Here is a 20,509-nt window from a genome sequence, read left to right as displayed (position 1 = left end):
ATAACGATGTCTGAAATGAAAAAGGACCCAACAACGGATGCGGATGCAGAAGCACACATGCAGGCGTCCCACGCCAGATATTCAAGACAAGAATTATTCGGAAAGATCGGGCTGACAGGACAACAAAATATCCGCAGCAAGCATGTGTTAATGGTAGGTGCTGGAGCACTAGGAACGGCCAACGCGGACATGCTGGTGCGAGCGGGCATCGGACGGTTGACGCTGGTAGATCGAGATTATGTAGACTGGAGTAACCTACAACGCCAGCAGCTCTACGACGAAGCAGATGCTCGTGAACAGATACCCAAGGCAGTGGCCGCCCAGAGGCGATTGCAGCAAATCAATTCGGACGTGGACATCCGTGCGCTAGTCCAAGACGTATCACTAGAGGAAATCGGCGACATTGCAGCAGGAGTGGACCTCATCGTAGATGCCACTGACAATTTCGATACACGTCTGCTTATTAACGATTACGCCGTCAAGCACCAAATCCCCTGGATATATGGAGCGTGTGTAGGTAGTTACGGAACAACCTTTACGATCGTTCCAGGACAGACACCCTGTCTGCATTGCCTGCTCGGAACCGTACCGCTCGGCGGCGCAACCTGTGATACGGTCGGTGTGATCAGCCCGGCTGTACAGATGGTGGCAGCTTACCAAAGTGCCGAAGCATTGAAGCTGCTCACTGGGGACAATTCAGCCTTGCAGGGCAAGCTGATTTCCTTCGATCTATGGAATAATCAACATCAGGCGATCCAAATCAGCGCCATGAAAAAAACGGATTGCCCGACGTGTGGAGAGCATCCGGTGTATCCATTTCTACAATTGGAGCATCAGGCTAAAACGGCTGTACTGTGCGGACGTGATACGGTTCAGATCCGACCGGTCACGGGCGCTGTACGCAATCTGAACGAAGCGGCCCGTCTGCTATCCCGTCAGGGGGGCCAAGTGGAGCATAATCCATATCTAGTGTCCGTTGTCATTGGAGCGCATCGGTTGGTTCTTTTTCAGGATGGACGCGTTCTGATCCATGGCACCAAGGATATCGCCGAGGCGAGATCTATTTATCACAAATATTTGGGTTAACCCAATAGATTCAGACCTTAATGAGCTGCGCACTGTCACCTCATTACGGAATTTAGAGGACAGGGGAAGAACAAGTTGAAAAAGAAATTCGGGTACATATTCACATTCGTTGGATTGTTGGCATGGGTTCTGGCTGGATGCTCGTCTCCGGCTGCTGTACAGTCGACAGCGTCTGCGCCTAAAACAGAGTTGATCGTATCTGCCGCTGCGAGTCTTCAAGATAGTCTGAATACGCTCAAGGAACAGTATGAAAAGCAGCACCCAGATATCAAGCTTACCTTTAACTATGCGTCATCCGGTACTTTACAGAAACAAATTGAGCAGGGTGCACCCGCTGACGTATTTATTTCGGCAGGTATGAAGCAAATGAAGGCTTTAACCGATGCATCATTAGTGGAAAAAAATAGCGTACTGCTTCAAAATAAACTGGTTGTGGTTGTTCCGCAAGATAAAGCCAAGAGCACAGACAACAAGGGTATTACACTCAATGATCTGACAAGTCCTTCTTATATGAAGCTTGCCGTTGGGGAGCCTACTACCGTTCCGGCCGGACAGTATTCCAAAGAATCGCTGACAAAGGCCGGATTATGGGACAAGCTGGAACCGAAAATGGTATTCGCCAAAGACGTAAGACAGGTATTAAATTATGTTGAAACAGGCAATGCCGATGCTGGACTCGTTTATTTGACAGATGCCAAATCATCCGATAAAACGGTCGTAGCGCTAGAAGTACCTGAGGAATTGCACGCACCTATCCTGTATCCAGAAGGCATCGTAAAGGCAACCAAGCACAGCAAGGAAGCAGGCGAGTTTGTTGATTTTCTGCGTACAGATGAAGCCATGAGCGTATTTAGTAAAGATGGATTTTCAGCTCCAGCAGAAACAACCGGGAAATAGAATTCACAGATAAAGGAGGGGGTCCCGTTGGATTGGTCGGCTTTTCTTCCTCCGGTTATCGTATCTGTTAAAGTCGCTGTCGTTGCCAGTATCATTGTCTTTTTATTAGCAACTGTGGTAGCTCGGATGATGGCGAACTGCAAGCTGCGGAGAGGAATCAGTGTGATTGAGACCGTTCTACTTCTTCCACTTGTTTTGCCTCCTACTGTTGTCGGCTTTATATTGCTCATCTTGCTGGGAAGGAAAAGTTGGATTGGCGCTGCCTTTGAAAGCCTGTTCCAGCAGACGATTGTATTTACATGGGGAGCCGCAGTGGTGGCGGCGGTAGTTGTTGCTTTTCCACTGGCTTATCGGACGATCAAAGCAGGTTTTGAAGCTGTAGAACCCGAAGTAGAGCAGGCTGCACGTGCGCAAGGTGCCAACGAATGGCAAGTGTTTCGCCATATTACGATGCCCCTTGCCTACCGACCGCTCATTTCAGGGTACATTCTCGGATTTGCCCGAGGGTTAGGGGAATTTGGTGCTACACTGATGCTTGCGGGTAATATTCCTGAACAGACTCAAACCCTGCCTACGGCGATTTACACCGCGTCCGAGGTCGGAAATATGACACTCTCCTGGAGCTGGGTAGCCGTCATTATCCTATTCTCTTTTATCATGTTGATGCTATCGAATCGACTGGTGAAGGACTAGTCCGTTTGGATTCAGTAATATACGCAGTCTGTCCGATCGGGCGGGCTGCGTTTTCTTTTCTATGACGTTCAATGGTAAGCATGTTCCAAGAATCACTTTCGCTTCATCTCTGTTTTATATGATAGGAATCGGTTATGATGGAAATAGTAACAAGGATTTTAGTAGATTTAGGAGAGCGGTGCGATATGAGAAAGGAAACGGGTTTTAACGAAATTATTCGAAAAGTACGTAAAGAGCTATTTGGAAAAGGCCCGGAACGCATACATACAACCTTTGTAGATAATATGGCCATCACAATGCTATACGGTAATTTAACTCCATCCGAAAAGTTTCTTGCACAAGAGGATGCAGGAAGAGAGATGGTGCATGCAGCTCGAACCAAAATGGTACAAAAAATCTATCCTGTACAGTTCAATAAAGAACTGGAGGATTATATGGATTCCCGCTTACTGCATTTATTTTCAGATATTAAAGTGGAAGAAGATATAGCCATCTCCGTTTTTGTATTTGAGGATAATATTGCTGTGAAATAAAAAGAGAAGGTGAAACCGACATTGGATTGTAGATTGTTGGAGAGTTCAGCAGCACCTTTGATTAATAGATACTATGAAAAGCGAAGGAGCTACATAGTTTATGAAAAAAGATGATTTTGGAAATAGAATGAAGGAATATGAAAATGCTTATAGATTAAATCTGCCCCGCCGTTTACCCGTAATTATCAGAATCGATGGTGCTCATTTTCATACTTTTACACGTGAGATGACGAAACCTTTTGATGAAAAGCTAATCTTTGCATTATGGGAGACATGCAAATATTTGGCCTATAATATTATGGGCTGTAAACTGGTGTACCATCAGAGTGATGAAATCTCTCTGCTTCTTACGAATTATGACAAATTAACGACACAATCATGGTTTGAAAATAATCTTCAAAAGATGGTGTCTATATCTGCTTCTTTGGCTACTGCCAAATTTAATGAGGAAATCCAGAAAGTTTATCCGGATAAGCCTCTAGCCACTTTTGATGCAAGAGCATGGGTTTTGCCTCACGATGAGGTTGCAAACTACTTTCTATGGAGACAACAAGACGCTACTAAAAACAGCATTTCTATGGTAGCTCAAGCTCATTTCAGGCATTCAGAACTACAAGGATTGAACGGAAATCAGCTTCAAGACAAGCTTTTTGTGGAAAAAGGGCTGAACTGGAATGACCTTCCGGTCTGGCAAAAGCGGGGAGTCTGCATTACCAAACAACAGTATAACAAAGGAGAAGCCGTCAGAAGCAAGTGGGATGTTGATCATGACACACCAATCTTTTCACAAAATAGAGATTATATTAACCAATATGTATACCTGGACAAGGATGTGTGAGGTTTGGAGTGTGTCATTTTTATAGGAATTCAGGCTTCGGGCAAGTCGACTTTTTATAAAGAACGATTCTTCAAAACACATATGCGGATAAATCTTGATATGCTTAAAACACGGAATAGGGAAAATATGTACCTTCAGACCTCCATCGAAACGATGCAGCGTTTTGTAGTGGACAATACCAATCCCACAGTCGAAGAACGAAAGAAATATATAGATGCTTGTAAAAACAAGGGATTTAAAATCATTGGCTACTACTTTGAACCTGATTATGCTGAATCTATTAAGCGTAATGAGCAGCGCACAGGCAAAGAGTATATTCCTGAAATCGGTATTAAAAGTGTAATGAGTAAACTAGAGGTCCCAAGTTACGAAGAAGGATTTGATGAAATTTACAGCGTGATTTCGAGTGAAGGGACGTTTCGGATCGAAAAGCAACCATAGAACCGTACAATTTAGGAGGAGCATCCATGAACATACCAGAGAGATTTATCAAACGTTTTCCAGCATACGAGGACGTATTTGCCAGCGATCTTGAACATCACCGCAAGCACTTTCTGCCAATTTGCTCGATTAATCTCCAATTTTTATTTCCAGAGCAGGACGAGTGGCTTCATTTTGTTTCCGTAAAAGAAATCCACGAAGGCTGTGTGGGTGAAAATACTCAGCAATTTCATACCTTATATACCAAGGAAGATATGCTGGGATTCGATGTAATTGACGGCAAATACAAATTCGAAGCAGACTGGAATTATTTTAGTCTTCATCAGAAAGCGCAGTTGGAGGCTACCTATGAAGCGCTGAAATCTACCGGAGATAAAGCGTACCTACGTATGAAGAGAGAAGTCATGGCACTGGACGGACTGGAACAGGTGTACATAGCTAATGAACAAGACTACGAAGCTCGCAAAGCATTTTTCCTGGAAAACCATAAAATTTATCCATATTCCTCCTTTGGAGAGGCCAAAAAGTCTGTGGAAGAGCTCACTCACGATTTTGAGGAAAAACAATCCAGTGGCTGGGGGCTAAGCTTTCCCGAAGTCAACGGTATTCTGGATGATATCGCATTTCAGTCTGATGAGGCCCAAAGCTACATCAAGGAATATGACGAATCCTTGGAAGAGATGCTCCAGTTCGAGCAAACCAATCTGCTTCATGTGCCTAAACGTGCCAATGGTGAGACATTTACCTATATCGGTTCTTTCACCGGATATTATTTTCAAGCGTTTGGAGCCGATAAGGTTTACTTATTTTATGATAGAGAATTAAGGAAAGCGATAATTTGCTTCGAGTATTCCTAGGATATAGAAAAAGCTCCCGAGATGGGAGCTTTAAAATTTATTTCTTATTGATCTTCACATCGTGCTCTTTAGCCAGTGTGTTAACCTGTTCACCAAAATCTCTGAAGAGCTTTTTACCCTCGCTAAGCTTGGTGTTACTTTCATTAATTAAGTTTAGATCTCCTTTTTCCAACGCATCGATCATCGTAATGAGTGCTTCTTTTTGAGTGCTAACCGCCTTGATGTAGGTTTCGTGGACGGCCCGTACCTCAGGAGTTTCCGTCTTTACTGCTTCAACTTTATCGAGGTATTTGGTGTATTCTGGGATAATATCATCTCGTAACGTATTATATAGTGTTTCATCATCTGTGAAGTTATCCCCGGTCACAGATTCATATTTTTCAGTTACTGCTTTTTCATCTTGTGTTAACGGAAGCATTCCATCATTCACATAGGTAATTAAATCTTTTTTTACCGGATCGGTAGAGCAAGCTGCCAAAATTGAAAAGCAACACAATACTAACATAAATATACTAAGTTTTTTCATCTGTATTCCCCTTTTTCTATGTATGTTTATGGGTAATTAGATATATTACTTAGTCTAAAAGAACTACCCATATCAGTTTATTATATCGTATGAATAAGAGAATGGTAGGGTTTTTATGGTAAAAAGGTGTCTAAAGTAAGTCTATTATCCTAGTATTATCATTTAATCTATGGATTCTAGAGCTTTCTATTTTAGGAAATGACGACTAAAAATATTTGCTACAATATATTCCATTAGAACCAAGAATGTTTTATGATAGAGACAACAGCCTAGAAGATACCCTGATTCTCCAGGGAATAGCGGGAATTCCTTAAACCATTTGAGAGGGGATTTCAGTATGAAGAGGTTCAGAAAGGCTATTTCAGTTATGCTAAGCATGATGCTCCTGTTTGCTTTTGGGATGACTGCAAACGCGAGTCAAGGCACAGAGATGAACAAGGAAAAACAAGCTATTGAAGCTGATTCTAGTTTTCAGCTAACAACGAACAACGAGGATGTTATTGAGCATTTAACCCGGGTGGACAAGCCTAAAGGTATTACATCCTCCGTTTATAACATGCAGGAAAATATCAATTTTAAAGCACCAGAGACATTCTCTTTGAAAAGGGAGACCCTTCCTTCCCTGAAAGCTAGTCCAACGGCAGCCACAGCTTCTTCTGCTACGTATTCAGGTACAATTACGGAAGAGGGAGGCACACAGTTTTTATATCCGATTTATGTGAAGCCAGGTGAATTGTTGCAGGCACAGTTGGATGGTCCATTTTCAGAGCAGCTTGACTATGACTTATACTTGTACGAATTTGATATGACAACAGGGGATATCAACCCCAATGCTATTGACGCCTCCACCTATGGAACCTATTTTAACAAGTATGAACAGGGATCGGCATCACTTCCTGAAAACGTAGGAAGCCGCAATGCTACCGGATCTGAGAAAGCTTACGCAGTTGCAGTCCATTCCAAAAAGGGATCGAGCATAAATGATCCTTTCTATTTAACCGTGGATGTAAACTCCCAATATGATGCCTATGAACCGGATGAGAGTGCTTTTCATGCCTATAACTTTACATTTAGTACAGGGGGATCTACCCTGAATTCACGCTCCATTCATTCAGGGATTGACAATGATTGGTATCAAATCACAATTCCTGTGAATCGAAATTATGATGGTTTGAATGTCAAACTGGACAGCACTTCGGAAAGCTACGGTTACAAAGCGGAAGTTTATGGGGCTCTTAGTGGCAACCAAATGGCGCTTCTGCCGCAAACCAATCATAATGTCACTTTGAATACGGGAACCTACTATGTGCGAGTGTACACCACAAACCAGTATTCACCCGACCATTTATATGCACTCACACTTAAACCAGTACTTCGGGCTGGAAAAATTGTAATTAACGGTTATGACTCTAAAAACGGTCCGAATGACTATCCATCCTACTCTTACGGTCGCCATTATCGGGTTAATGGAAACACCAGCCTGACTGTAAAGGGTGTTGTTACTACAACGGATAATTATCCAGTAGCAAATGCACCAGTTAATGTGACATGGTTGAACCAGAACTGGACTGAAAGCAGCGGGAATCGAACTCGTACAGGTACTGGTTATACGGATCAAAATGGAGCCTTTAGTGTGACCCTTTCCCTGCCGCATTCTACGGGAAGTATTGCAGAATACTTGTCTGGTCCCATAAGCTTTACACATTACTATGATCTTTCAGGTGTAGCTGCCCAGGTGTCAGGTACTTCACTTACAGCTACAGATATTGTATATCACTTTGCTTATAGCATTTATGGTGGTTGATGTACTGTCTATAAAGCAATGACAACGTCAGATTGTTTATTTTAACAATTTATATTCAGAGTCAGGATCTTGCTTCAAAAATTGTTCATTTTTAGGACAAAGCATATATTCATTCCATATATGCTTTGTCCGATATATATAGCAACAGGGTTACATTACATCGTACATACGCCTTAGATTGCCTGTTACAAACATGACAGGAGGAAGTAGAATGAATTTTGAACCTCTTAAAGCACAACAAGCGGTTCTTAGCTCTGGTAGCTTACGGATCAATCCGACAAGCAAGCAAGTTCCGTCCCCCCAGCTACATGAAGAAAAAGTGTCCAGGTTCGTCGTTCAGGACACCGTGGAGATTAGTGAAGCTGGCAGAAAGCTGGCTGAGGGGGATATCGTGTCACATGCTGCCAAGTATTTTGGCACAACTCAGATCAACGATGCATTAAACCGGGTTTTGGAGGGCCAACCGGAAGAAGTATCCGATGCTGTGTACAATATGATTCAATCCAATTTTATCGTCGATGGAACGGTAACGGATGAGAAGCAGCGCGCGGTATTGCTGGAGATGGGAGTTTCCCAGTCCAAGTATATTGCGGATCATTACATGGAAGGCGATAAAGCCAAGGAATTTATGCAAACCATGAACCAGATAGCTGGTATTGCCTTGACACGAACCATTGATTCAGAGACCGGAGATATTAGCTACACGACTCCTACAGATCGTCCGATAGGTGCCCCTGAGGACTACGTCAAGCTGTCGGAAGTGATGAAACAGGTCGATCCTCAAAAATATACTGCGTTCATGAATGACATTAAGGGTGGAGGAAATGGATTAAGCCAGCTGTTGAGTTTTGCACAAAAGGTTCCTCAAAACCCCGATTGGATTAATAAATACAAGGAACGTACAGAACAGACTGAAGAGCTGTTAAATAAACCACAGTTAACGAATCGGTTTGACAAAGCGGATACATCCTCAGCTTCCGCGTTTATGAATAGTATGCAAAATCTTCTTAAGGAATCTTCTGCTCCTGAGGATTCTTACATGCAGAATATGCGGGGATTTTTTCGGAACTTGGGTGTTCAGGCCAATTAAAGTTTCAAAAGGGTCTCTGGGATGAGTGTTTCGAAAATTTATTTCAGTTCATTTTGCTGTTCTGTTTACATCCTGTTTGGAACGAAGTATAATAACTTCAAAACATACTCGTGAAATTGAGGAAGCACCTCAAACTTAGGCATTACTGCCTTCGTTTGAGGTGCTTTTTCTATTTTAGCCAAAGCGAGTACGTAGAACTCTTTGAAAATAAAATAAAGTAAGGAGAAGTGTATGTATCGAAAAAATAAACGAAAGGTTAGGAAGCACAATAAATGGGTGTATGGAGTACTGGCTTTACTCCTCTTATTAATGGCCATTCCCATATTTCCGGAAAGGGTATCAGCTGCTACCCAGGAAATCATCGGAGGTCCTTTTTGCCAAAATAATTTGCCAGGTGGTGGCGACAGTTGGGGCTCTTGGTCAGGAAGTGGAGTAGGAGCAACGGAAGTATACACTGGCATGGGGTCGGCAAGGTATACATGTGATGGAACTAAACAGCCGACAAATCGTTTTATTGATATTGGAAGATCTATTAAGACTTCGGATTACAGGATTTTTGTTTACATTGAGGGGTCTTATCATACAGATATATATACATCTAATGCCGCCGCAGGCGACAGCTGGAGACCCAACGGAACGAATTTATATACATGGACCAATGTAACGAAATTCTATGCCAATAGCGATTACCAGGGAAAATGGATAGATATCACCGACTCTATTACATTAAGGGATGTACGATATTTCAGAGCGATGGGAACTAGTCAACAGACAAGTGATGAAATATCCAAGTTTGGAATTCGTATTATTCCCAAATCAGACTTGATGCCTAAACCACCCCAGATTCATGCTGGTGCAGAGGGACAGGCTGTTACAGGGTGGACCAAAGAGCCTGTAACCGTGTGGATTGATGGGGATGTGGCTCCTGAAGGATTAAAGTACTATGAATATAGCCTGAATGGAGGAGCATTTCAGCAATATATTGGTCCCTTCACTGTCAATGATCATGGTGTAAATACAATCTATGCCCGAACAGTGGACGTCAATAACCAGTATAGTGGTCTTTCTTCCGCCAATGTCCGAATAGACAGGATGCCACCAACTCCCCCCATTATAGATGCAACAGGAAACAGTAATGAATATACCATTTCATTAAAACCGGGTGCAGACGATTATTCTGGAATAGCTCATACTCAATTTCGGTTGACCGGCGTTGTGAATCAGGATTGGCAGGATTATGGTGGAGTATTTCATGTCAATCAAGATGGCAAAAGCACGATTTATGCTCGTTCCATTGATAACGTCGGTAATGTAAGCCGGGAGGTAACCAAAGAAGTCACCGTTGATAAAAAAGGGCCAACGGCTCCTGTTATACGGGCTAGCGAAACGGGTCCAACGAACCGTGATGTGGACATTGCCATTGAGTCAGGAAGTGACTCTACAAATGGAATTAAGAAGACACAGTATCGTTTGAGTCCAACTGGGGAGTGGCTGACATATAACGGCACTTTTACATTAAATGCAGAAGGGAGTTACGAACTATCAGCGCGGACGATCAATAATCTTGATGTGTCTAGTCCCATTGTGACTCAATCGGTCATGATTGATCGTACCAAACCCACCCCTCCGAAAGTTATGTTTTCTGAGGTAACGAATCCTAACCGATATATCAATAAACCAGTACAGTTTACACTCTCGGGTGCAACGGATACTACAGCAGTGCATTATGAATATCAATTGGGTTCTGGCGCTTATGTGCCTGGTTCATCGGGAATATTAAATAGTTCGGGAATTGTAAAAGTGACTGCTCAAGCTGTAGATGCAGCTGGAAATCGAAGCGTTCCGGTGAACGCAATGTCTTATATCGATTTGGAGCCGCCGAGCATTCAACTGACACCCAATATGCGTGAATGGAAAGATACTAATATTCATGTGAACATGCGATATGCTGACCAGTACTCAGGGATTGAACCATCGTCAAGGCAGTACAAAGTCACGAACAGCTCCGATTCACCTGAAAACTGGGAGGCTGCAGCCGATCCCATAGTCCAGTTGGATCTCTCAAATGAAGGCGAATGGTATGTCCATGCGAAGGTGAAAGACCAGGCAGGAAACATGTATGAAACGGTCAGCAGTGCACTTCGCATTCAAAAGCAACCGCAGCCGGTTGAGCTTTCGGCAACATCTGTACGCAACACAGGGGTTGATTTGCAATGGACTCTCCCCTCCGGTCTTGATGATGGTTATGTCTATACAGTCCGAAATCTAACAACAAATGAGGTTTGGGATGTTAACCATCCGACAAATTCTTTTACAGATACAGGGCTATTAGGAGGACATGAATATGAGTATGAACTGCGTTGCAGTAATCATGTAGGAGGCAATGCATATTCTAATCGAGTCCGTGTATTAACGTTACCTGATGCCCCTGAGCATGTTCAGTTGCGACCGGTCTCTCGTCATTCAGCAGAAATCATGGCCGACTTTACGCCAGTTTTTTCAGCTAATAAATATATTATTACAGCAGCGGACGCAAGTACGGGAGAAATCATATTTAAGGATACGGTTACACAGGATGTGTATAATCCGATTAAGGGGATGGAGCCAGGTAAGTATTATGAAGTTTCTGTATCCGCTATAAACGCCATGGGAGAGGGGGCAGCAAAACATGTATCTTTTTTAAGTCTACCAGACAGCCCAAGCGGATTCCGGAATGTAACCGTAAGAGAAGATGGAATCGACTTGAAGTGGAATTCTGTAATCACTGCCACCTACTATGCTCTAGAGCGAGATAAGGTCTCGGTTTATAACGATGTGTATACAGAATTCACCGATACTGAGCTTCAGGCGGGAACGGAGTATAACTATCGTATATCTGCTGAAAATGAAACAGGATTTGGAGACTATGCTCATCTCGGCGTTATGACATTACCAGAACGGGTAACTACACTTTCAAGTGTAACGAAGGATGTATATTCTGTTGGTGTAGCGTGGCAAGATGTGCAGGGGGCTGAAGGGTACATTTTGAATGTTAACGATGAACCAAAGGTGCAAATTCCGCGTGGTATCCATTCTTATACTTTTGAAGGTTTGCCAGCAGGTAGATCTGCCAATATAAAAATTCGGGCTTACAATCGAAGTGGTACAGGTTTGGATGCTTCTATCAATGCATTAACGCTACCTAATTCGGCCTTACAACTTGCAGCTGTAGATGTTCGCGAGCACGATGCCACATTGATATGGGCTCCGGTTGACGGGGTAACTCAATATAAGGTAACGATCAACGGTCAAAATTATTATAGTACGGAACCACGGGTAGTTGTATCTGGTTTAACAGGTGGGAAAAACTACACTTTTCAAGTGAGTAGTGGGAACAGCAGTGGTTACAGCCCGCCAGCGTTGGGTGAACTGCTGACACTCCCGCCTCAAGTACAAAATGTAAAAGTTACGGAACTTGGGAATGGACAGATTTCGCTGACATGGAATGAAATCAAGAGTGCTTCCCAATATGCAGTAATCCGCAAAGATACAGGGGAAGTTTTTGACACTAGAGAAGCTTGCATCATACTTTCAGATATCCAGCCTGGTATAATTTACTCGTTTGGTATACAGGCGATGAATACTACGGGAGAAGGCGACGTTGCTCCCTTTACGTATCGTACATTGCCAGGTCAAATACCAAATCATAGGTTGGTTGTGAAAAGCGTAACGGATACCGATTTGCTTATTACATGGCCAGAAGCTCCGGGTACGGATGCTTACAATGTCTACAAAAACGAGATGCTTATCGGCCATACGACTACTCAAGAGTTTAAAGTAGACGGATTAGATAGTTCTACATTGTATCGTATTACTGTTAAGCCAGTGAACACAAGCGGTGAAGGTAAGCAATCAGAAGGTCAGGTCGAGACGTTACCGTCTTCAGCATTTGCGTTTTCGAAGACAGAAACAACCAATAGTGAATTTATCATCCATTGGGAGTCAGAGCATGAAAATGATATTTTTGTTCTCGCTAGTGAAGGAGTAGTCCTATATCGTGGTAAGGATCGAGCTTTTATCTGGAGACAGCTGAGAGAAAAGCAATTGTATACCGTTCAACTTTGGGCAGAAAATAGTCAAGGAAAACGCACAGAGGCAAAAGAAGCGAGTGGTAAAACTACAGGGAATGCTGTGGACACAGGTGTTGGAGCAGGAGGCGCGGGGGGTGTAAAACCGATTCAGCCTGTTGTCGAGGAACCGATAGAAACAAAAACAGAGTTCTTTCAAGGCTCAACAATCGAGACGAAGCCAAATCATTTTAGTGACATTGATCGGGTATTTAATAGAGAGAAGATAAATACGCTTGCTAATTTGGGTATAGTTAAAGGAACATCCAGCACACTTTTTGAACCGAATAGACCCGTAACACGTATGGAATTTACTTCGATGCTTGTTCGTTCTCTTAAATTACCGCTCGAAACAGATGTGACTCTAGACTTCGAGGATATTGATCTATCTGCATGGTATGTTGATCTGCTCAAAACAGCAATTAAGGATCAAGTTGCTCGAGGTTTTAGTAGCAAAGCCTTCGGTCCAGATCGGGTCATAAATCGGGAGCAGGCCGCTAAAATGGTGAATAACATTATCAAGGCTACACCACAGCAAGAAAGCAGTGTATACTCAGATTCCTCTCAAATTGTAGAGTGGGCCAGAAAGGATGTACTTGGCCTAACCGAGATTAATTTAGTGCAAGGATATCCAGATGGCAGCTTCCGTGCCAAACAGAAAGTTACGCGTGCGGAAGCTGCTGAGATGATTTATAATATGCTTCAAATGAAATAACCAAAATTAGGGAGGGGGGCTGTGAGTAACGGTAATAATTGAGACTGATATGGTTGATAACTGAGACATTTTTGGGTATATGTTTGAGACATTTTTAAACCAATAGAAACAAAACCCCTTGTTTCTATTGGTTTTTTTGTGTTTCTATTTACTATATATATTCTATATATGCTAACATATGGTACAAGGTCAGAAATATAATAGGCATTCCATCTGTACAGTATGTTGGATGGAATACGGGATTGATACCTCAGATAACATGTGGAAATCAATTAATGACTGGGTTGGTATGATTGAGAGAACACGGGAGATTCTAAAGAATACACAATCGGTGAGTGAAATAGCACGTCGACTAGAAAGGTCCAATAATACTGTGTACAAGATCATGGGATATTTAAATAAAAATAAGCTTTTGTCAAGGGAGTTATCTAAAAAATTCGGTCCAACCAGAACATGTAGTAGTGATTTGGTACAGATTTTTAGAGGGCTTTTAAATTGGGAGGGTAAACTCGGATTACTTCAGAACTCAAGAGCGATTTTAGGTTGGAATATTAACGTTCTACTATTATTTATTTGATCCTGCTGTGCAACGGTATTTTATATTTAATGCCCTATTTGATAAAGAACATTATCAAAGGAAAACAATAGAACGTCAGAATTATAACAGTGCTGAACTTGTAGATCAATTGGAGAAAGCTCTTCAAACATTTGTGTATGAAAATCTTAAAATATCTCATAAGGCAATTGCTCGATATCTAAAAATTCCATTTTCTGCCTTGGGAGCACGGACTGGGTAATAGAATCTCTAAAGCAATTAGAAAGCAAAACCACAACAAGAAAAAGTTAAAGGAAAAATACCTTTGGTCACTTGCAAATGAGTACATCAAAACACACGATCATGAACAAATTACATTAAGGGATGTAGTCACATTTTTAGGGATGTCTTATAGCAATATAATCACGAATTATAACGAATTAAACAATAAAATAACTTCAAAAATAGAAGAAACTAAAGAGAAACTAAGACAGGAAAGAATCAATAAATATAAGGCTGATGTAGACTTCGTGATTTCCGATTTGCTCCAAAAAGCCGGCCGGATAACAGTTTGTACAGTATTAGAATACACGGGGGTATCTTACCATACTTTATATAAATCTATGCACGAAGTATTACTGTATATCCGTAAGGAGAAAGATAGACTAAATTTTAATAAAATCCCCAAGTGCTGTACAAATCTCTTCAACTCGCATAGCAGCCATTGGCAGAAAAAAAGGGTTGTCCCATAAGTCATAAAAATGACTAGGGACGTCCTATTCTCCAATTGTAAAACAATAAGAAACCGTTCCTGGGTAAAATGGAGGTACCACCCGACCATTTGAAAGGATATGGTTTCTTTGTACATTCAATATACCATTATGAGATAAAAAGAGGAGTTACGCAGGACTATCCCTCATCCATGTTATGTGGCTTTGTGGCCAGCCCCTCAATTAATGTCTATTAGCTCTTAAACCTTCAATAAATATGCGGTGTAATCCATCAAGAACTCGTTGGCTTGTAAAGCCTTCATCTTGGAGAGGGTAATCGATATTGTGAAGCACGGCCAGCAGGGCTTCAATAGTATATGAAATGTCCACCCCGGATACGTCTCCCTGTTCAACGGCCTCATTTAGCAGATTTCTGCTTATATTGCGCATCCATTGACATAACGGAGATTGTAACGGACGATGCCCGGTTGAGGCCCGGCTGACCTCACAGAGCCAAGGAACTTTCGCCTCTAAAAAAGAGACATATCTTACGATTACATGGTAAAGCCGGTCCAAGGCAGCGGTTTCTGGGGATTGATCAAGAAATGCTTGAACTTCATCAAACAAAGGTTGGTATTCTTCATACGCGATCTCCTGACATATGTCGCCCTTATCCGAGTAGCGGCGGTATAGGCTTGCTTGTCCTACTCCAGCAGTCTTCGCAATCTGATGCATATTGACATTGTAAACACCGTTTTTGATGAAAAGTTCTCTAGCCGCCGCCAAAATTCGTCTTCGGTTTAACTCCTCTCTGGGAATTTTCAGAGAGACAGATTGCGATTCTGAATTTACCATAAATATCTCCCCTCATCATTAATTTAACTGTTATTTAACACGAAAAACGGACAATATGTCCGTTTTTCGTGTATAGGACATGTTGTCCGTCTTCATAATTATAATACATTTCGTGAAAAATTAAAAATACATTCATTTGGGTGACCGATGAGCTTTTTTTAATTTCTTGGTATAGTGCTTTTTGTAAATTGGAGGCAAATGCGGTTCAATGCCCGATAGGTCCAGTTCCTTTAAACTTGCGATCGTATGAATAAACTGCTCGTATGCTTTTTTCTTGTCGCTCGTCGTATCTGTTCCGGTTACGGTTGATGCTTTCCTGCTAACTTCAGAGTTAAGTTGCTTTTGATCCATAGATTACCCTCCATCAAATATAGTCAGGCTTACAAATCCGGATGTCTCTTGTGCCAGTCTGTATTCATTTCATAAGTATTGCCGATACCTAGTACTGTCGCTTCTTCGAAGGGGCGGCCAATCAATTGCATATTAATCGGCAGACCGGAAGGTGAGAAGCCGCAAGGCATGCTCAGGCTAGGCAAGCCAGTCAAATTGGTCGGAAGCGTAAATGAGTTCAATCTGAATACACTAGCATCATCATCTGCACGCGGCGCAGTGATCGGTGTTGCCGGCGTCAACAAGATGTCGATTCCGGACAATGCATTCAAAAAATCATTGACAATTAGTTGCCGGGCCCGCTGAGACTGAAGGTAAATGGAAGCCGGAATATCTCTACTGCTTTCAAGAAACATTCGGACGTCCGGTCCATACTGTTCCAATTCTGTCTCAAGCCACTTCTCGTGGTACGAGTACATTTCCGTCATCATAATGGCCATCGTCGCACTTCTAACATGTTTGATCAGGGGCAGGCTAACTTCGATGATTTCTGCTCCCAGTTCTCGGAATTTATTGATAGCGGCCTTCATCGCAGCTTCCACTTCCGGCATCAAATCCTCGTAATAGTAGCTTGTCGGCAATCCGATACGCACACCCCTGAGACCATTCGGATACATCTTGATACCTGGCGCAGGCAGATCGACAGTCGATTCATCCTTTGGATCGAAGCCAGACATCACATCCAAGCACAGGGACGCATCCATGACACAGCGGGTCAACGGACCCGGGTGGTCCAATGACCAAGCCATTGGAATGATACCATACCGACTGACCCGACCGTACGTCGGCTTCATCCCTACGACACCGCACAAAGCAGCGGGTATGCGGATCGAACCTCCGGTATCCGAGCCTGTGCCCAGATAAGTAAGTCCAGCCGCTAAAGCAGAAGCCGAACCGCCGCTTGAACCTCCCGTTACAAGTTCAGTGTTCCACGGATTGAGGCAAGGACCGAAGTGCGGGCTAGTTGTTGTCAATCCCGCAGCGAACTCGTGAGTCTGTACTTTGCCTAGCAGAACTGTTCCAGCCTCATGTAGCTTAGCTGCAACCGTCGAATCGTAATCGGGGACGAAGCTGTTCAATATTTTTGAACCGGCAGTTGTTCGGATCCCTTTAGTGTAATATAGATCCTTATGAACGATGGGGATCCCGTGAAGGGGCCCTTTGTACCGACCATGCATAATATTGCGTTCCGATTGCTTCGCTTGTTCAATCGCCAGTTCGGACGTTTGGGTAACGAAAACGTTCAGTTTCGGATTCAAACGTTCGATGCGGTGAAGCGCATGTTCTGTAATCTCTACCGGGGATATTTTCCTTGTTCGGATCCCCTCGGCCAGCTCATGAATAGCAGCAAAGGACAGTTGGAAATTTAATTTACTCATCTATTCATCCTCCATATCTTTCGGACATGTCGTAAGTCTACCAAACTAATTACCATAGCTTCCGCTAGGATTTGCTTTTCTTGCGAATAAGTATGTCAGGATTGCCAACAGGGAAATGGTAAAATAAACAACAAAAAAAGGCATCTTTAGATCAATCAGTCGGCCGACCAGCGCAGGGCCGAATGCTCCGCCTAGGAGATAGGCCAGTGTGAAAATACCCATCCCCACACCCAGCTCAGCCGAACGGAGTGTCGTCGAAACTAAATTGCTGCTAGAGGTGAGGACACCGTTGAATCCAATCATAAGGATAATGATCAATATAGCGTCGATCCATGGCGGCAAATGTACGGATACCCCCAGTAGTATAAATCCGCTGATGACGAGACTTTGCGATATGACAAGCACGCGGGAGCTTCCGAAACGATCTGTCCAACCTCCGATCCGGGATCCGAGCAAGGCTGCACAGGCGGCACCGGGAAGCATCAGCAGACCGATTTTACTAGTTGGTAAATGAAAGGAATTCTTCATCATGACAGGAAGAGTAAAGGTTAACCCCGTGTTGCATACGAAGGTAAGGAATCCAATCCCTAGAATTCGTCGGTAAGGAGCATTTTTCATGAAAGATGCATCGATAAATGGATGTTCTTTTTTCTGAATATGAGTACCGAACCATAGAAGAACTGCTGCTCCTGCAATGAGCATAAACCAATAGTTCGTAACCCCTAGCAACACCAACGCCAGTCCCGCGGAGAACAAAACAGCTCCGAGAAAATCGAATGAACCGAGGTCGTGTTTCTTGTCAGGAACATACTTGAATATCAAAGGGATAACAAATAGGCTCAGACTGGACACGATGAACAAAGCACGCCAGCCAAAGTATTGCTCCACGAAACCGCCGAACACAGGCCCGAAGCCGGAAGCAAAGGCAATTGTGGCGGATAAGGTTCCCAGCACCCGTCCCTTGACTGTAGGCTTAAAATACAGGGTTACTGCCGCATAAGACAGGGGAGAGATGGATGAGGCCCCTGCTGCCTGCAGCAGTCTTCCAATGATGACTTGCAAGTATGAAGCTGCAAAAAAGCCGATCATAGAGCCGAAAGCTAAAAGGATTAAACCAATGACATACAGCTGGCGAAAGGAAAAGGACTCCGTTAACTTGCCGTAAGTACCGGCGCCGATAGCCATCAAAATGCTGTAACCGACCATAACCCAGCTCACCTGCGAGGAGGTCAGGGCAAAGTCAGCGGAAATCGAAGGTATAGACAAATTAAACATGGTCATATTGATGTTTCCGAAAATAATGAGCAAGCAAAGTGTCCCCATTAATTTCCGCTCATTGCCGGATAAAGCCATTGATTGAGTATCCATAGCCTGTCCCTCCATTACAGGAAGTCAGGAAAGGTGCGGCATTTTTGCGCCTGATCTCTATCGTGTCCCAAGAAAACATAGGACGGCCGAACATCCTGAATTAACTCCTGCATGCGAGTAATCGATTTAGCAGCCATCTCTTGATCGAATGTCAAGAACGGTACGCTATTCTCAAAGTTCTCCCTAGTATAAGCAACATCAATTGTCAGTAGCACTGGGCCCGACTTTTCCGTTGTGACAAGGACTGATTGATGGCCAGGGGAATGACCCGGAGTGAATAAAATTTGAACCCCCGGAATTAATTCATGGTCACCCTCAATGATTTGATATTGTAAATCGGGCAGCCTGCACTCTAATGGAGAGTAATCCTCATTGTTTATGGCCGCATCATACTCTGCCCTTTGAATAAGGATCGGCGTATTGCGGAAATGCCCGTTTCCCCCAGAATGATCCAAGTGTAAATGGGAGCTAATGACCATTTGAATATCGTCAGGTCGATAACCGACACGCTTTAACACATTTACGATCGAGTCGCCGTCAGACATGCTGGGGACGACGCGCCCTTCACGTCTAGTCCCCTTGTAGTAATCGGGATTGTTGATAAAAGCGTCGGGCATTCCCGTATCGATGAGTATCGGCCCGCTGGTCGTTTCCAATAGAAAAGACCACACAGGCATTCCGACTAATTTCCCGGGGGCAAGGGTTCGATTAACTGCCGATTGATCTAGGAAACATTCACCTACAGGTAAAAAATACAACTTTTCAATATACATCCCAGTTTCACCCTTCATATTATAAATTCGGACAGTTTGTCCGTTTTGTTTTGATTATATCGGACAAATTGTCCGATGTCAATTTGTCATCGGCGGTTGGGCTTCGGCAAAAGCCTTACACCTGCAACAATACGCTAAGCTAAAGAATGTCGCCTAGGTGGAGTGCAAATAAACAACGGGGCTGCGTTAAAGCCGCAGTGTACAAAAACCATGGGGATCGCAATTGATAAGTACTCAGTGGGAAATCGAAACGCTCATCATGTTATTGGACAAGAATTTGATAAAGTTGCCGTTGTAATAAACGAGCGTTTTTATTACAACGATTCTGGGCAGCTTTTGTCTACTAGAGAAGCGGGGGCACCTCCCTATCGTATGGACAAAATGCTGTACCAAATGCTAACGAGAGCACGACAGGAGATTACTGTTGTAATCTATAAAAACAAGGATTATGCGAATGCCTGTTTGAAGATAATGGGCTTAAAATGATTGATTGTAGTCAGGAGATAACAATGTTTCGGTTCAGCCATCAATCCAGCGGGAGAAAATTTTTAGAGGTAAAGATTGATTGAATAACTGCTACGGGCTGTGGAGTCGATCAGTTGGACTTAATTAATAAGGAAAGGATGAGTTTTATGAAACTAAGCCTAAGTCGAAAAGCTAATCTTGAAGGTATGCTGATAGGAGATCAAGTTACAATTGGAGGGCCGGCGGTAGAGGAGAACATCCGGTTTGAAGTATGGAGAAATGAATCGGGATTTGAAATTAAGGTTTTTGATCGATTGGTAAAGTTAGATAAAGAACCTTTTTCGACTGTAGATCAAGTAATCAAATATATTGAAACCTATTGAGTTCAATTGATTGAGGACCTGGAAGCGGCTGCGGAGTCAATCAGATCGATTGGAGAAGTGGCCAG

At 43.1% G+C, this 20,509-nt stretch carries 17 protein-coding genes; 11 read left to right on the top strand and 6 right to left on the bottom strand.

Annotated features, from left to right (window positions below):
- Positions 1–6 precede the first annotated feature (6 nt).
- The 7 genes from MKX36_RS16960 to MKX36_RS16930 all read left to right on the top strand — a co-directional run bounded on the left by MKX36_RS16960 (position 7) and on the right by MKX36_RS16930 (position 5,345).
- Positions 7–1,086 carry a thiazole biosynthesis adenylyltransferase ThiF gene (locus tag MKX36_RS16960; RefSeq protein ID WP_375761843.1) on the top strand — a complete coding sequence of 360 codons (1,080 nt, stop codon included), beginning with the start codon at positions 7–9 and terminating at the stop codon, positions 1,084–1,086.
- A gap of 75 nt (positions 1,087–1,161) precedes the next feature.
- The gene (gene modA / locus MKX36_RS16955) at positions 1,162–1,983 is read left to right on the top strand and encodes a molybdate ABC transporter substrate-binding protein (RefSeq protein WP_340865073.1); all 822 of its coding nucleotides are present in this window, start codon (positions 1,162–1,164) and stop codon (positions 1,981–1,983) included.
- Between the two features lie 27 nt (positions 1,984–2,010).
- Positions 2,011–2,676 (top strand): molybdate ABC transporter permease subunit, encoded by a 666-nt coding sequence (gene modB, locus MKX36_RS16950; RefSeq protein WP_016821669.1) that lies wholly within the window; start codon positions 2,011–2,013, stop codon positions 2,674–2,676.
- Positions 2,677–2,861: 185 nt separating this feature from the next.
- Positions 2,862–3,209, top strand: coding sequence for a DUF2294 domain-containing protein (locus tag MKX36_RS16945; protein WP_016821668.1), 348 nt, complete (start codon positions 2,862–2,864; stop codon positions 3,207–3,209).
- A gap of 100 nt (positions 3,210–3,309) precedes the next feature.
- Positions 3,310–4,047, top strand: coding sequence for a tRNA(His) guanylyltransferase Thg1 family protein (locus MKX36_RS16940; RefSeq protein WP_151256166.1), 738 nt, complete (start codon positions 3,310–3,312; stop codon positions 4,045–4,047).
- Positions 4,048–4,050: 3 nt separating this feature from the next.
- On the top strand, positions 4,051–4,488 hold the full coding sequence (locus MKX36_RS16935) for an AAA family ATPase (protein ID WP_013372243.1): 438 nt from the start codon (positions 4,051–4,053) through the stop codon (positions 4,486–4,488).
- Positions 4,489–4,514: 26 nt separating this feature from the next.
- Complete coding sequence (locus MKX36_RS16930; RefSeq protein WP_340865072.1) at positions 4,515–5,345, top strand: siderophore biosynthesis protein; 831 nt, start codon at positions 4,515–4,517, stop codon at positions 5,343–5,345.
- A 37-nt stretch (positions 5,346–5,382) separates the two neighbouring features.
- On the opposite strand, the gene MKX36_RS16925 is transcribed toward MKX36_RS16930, so the two are convergent.
- Positions 5,383–5,871 carry a hypothetical protein gene (locus MKX36_RS16925; RefSeq protein WP_019688100.1) on the bottom strand — a complete coding sequence of 163 codons (489 nt, stop codon included), beginning with the start codon at positions 5,869–5,871 and terminating at the stop codon, positions 5,383–5,385.
- Between the two features lie 337 nt (positions 5,872–6,208).
- Here MKX36_RS16925 and MKX36_RS16920 point away from each other — a divergent pair, with 337 nt between their 5' ends.
- From MKX36_RS16920 to MKX36_RS16910, 3 genes are all read left to right on the top strand, one after another.
- Complete coding sequence (locus MKX36_RS16920) at positions 6,209–7,675, top strand: Ig-like domain-containing protein (RefSeq protein WP_340865071.1); 1,467 nt, start codon at positions 6,209–6,211, stop codon at positions 7,673–7,675.
- A gap of 211 nt (positions 7,676–7,886) precedes the next feature.
- Complete coding sequence (locus MKX36_RS16915; protein WP_044785397.1) at positions 7,887–8,765, top strand: hypothetical protein; 879 nt, start codon at positions 7,887–7,889, stop codon at positions 8,763–8,765.
- Positions 8,766–8,996: 231 nt separating this feature from the next.
- The gene (locus tag MKX36_RS16910; RefSeq protein WP_340865068.1) at positions 8,997–13,586 is read left to right on the top strand and encodes a fibronectin type III domain-containing protein; all 4,590 of its coding nucleotides are present in this window, start codon (positions 8,997–8,999) and stop codon (positions 13,584–13,586) included.
- 1,488 nt (positions 13,587–15,074) lie between these two features.
- Here MKX36_RS16910 and MKX36_RS16905 read toward each other — a convergent pair.
- From MKX36_RS16905 to aiiA, 5 genes are all read right to left on the bottom strand, one after another.
- On the bottom strand, positions 15,075–15,686 hold the full coding sequence (locus MKX36_RS16905; RefSeq protein WP_340865067.1) for a TetR/AcrR family transcriptional regulator: 612 nt from the start codon (positions 15,684–15,686) through the stop codon (positions 15,075–15,077).
- A 132-nt stretch (positions 15,687–15,818) separates the two neighbouring features.
- Positions 15,819–16,037, bottom strand: a complete 219-nt coding sequence (locus MKX36_RS16900) for a hypothetical protein (protein WP_039276151.1) — start codon at positions 16,035–16,037, stop codon at positions 15,819–15,821.
- Positions 16,038–16,066: 29 nt separating this feature from the next.
- Positions 16,067–17,455: an amidase gene (locus MKX36_RS16895; RefSeq protein ID WP_340865066.1), complete on the bottom strand. Its 1,389-nt coding sequence runs from the start codon at positions 17,453–17,455 to the stop codon at positions 16,067–16,069.
- Between the two features lie 45 nt (positions 17,456–17,500).
- A complete protein-coding gene (locus MKX36_RS16890; RefSeq protein ID WP_340865065.1) occupies positions 17,501–18,823 on the bottom strand; it encodes an MFS transporter in 1,323 nt (440 codons plus the stop codon).
- 14 nt (positions 18,824–18,837) lie between these two features.
- Positions 18,838–19,596: a quorum-quenching N-acyl homoserine lactonase AiiA gene (aiiA, locus tag MKX36_RS16885; protein WP_340866117.1), complete on the bottom strand. Its 759-nt coding sequence runs from the start codon at positions 19,594–19,596 to the stop codon at positions 18,838–18,840.
- Positions 19,597–20,228: 632 nt separating this feature from the next.
- Between aiiA and MKX36_RS16880 the strand changes: the two genes are divergently transcribed.
- Entirely contained in the window at positions 20,229–20,444 is a 216-nt protein-coding gene (locus MKX36_RS16880) for a hypothetical protein (protein ID WP_025365398.1), read from the top strand.
- Positions 20,445–20,509 lie beyond the last annotated feature (65 nt).

Source organism: Paenibacillus sp. FSL W8-0439 (genome assembly GCF_038008995.1).
GTDB classification, from domain to species: Bacteria; Bacillota; Bacilli; order Paenibacillales; family Paenibacillaceae; genus Paenibacillus; species Paenibacillus polymyxa.
The sequence above is the reverse complement of the archived record's forward strand: the minus strand, read 5'-3'. Positions and strand labels throughout refer to the sequence as shown.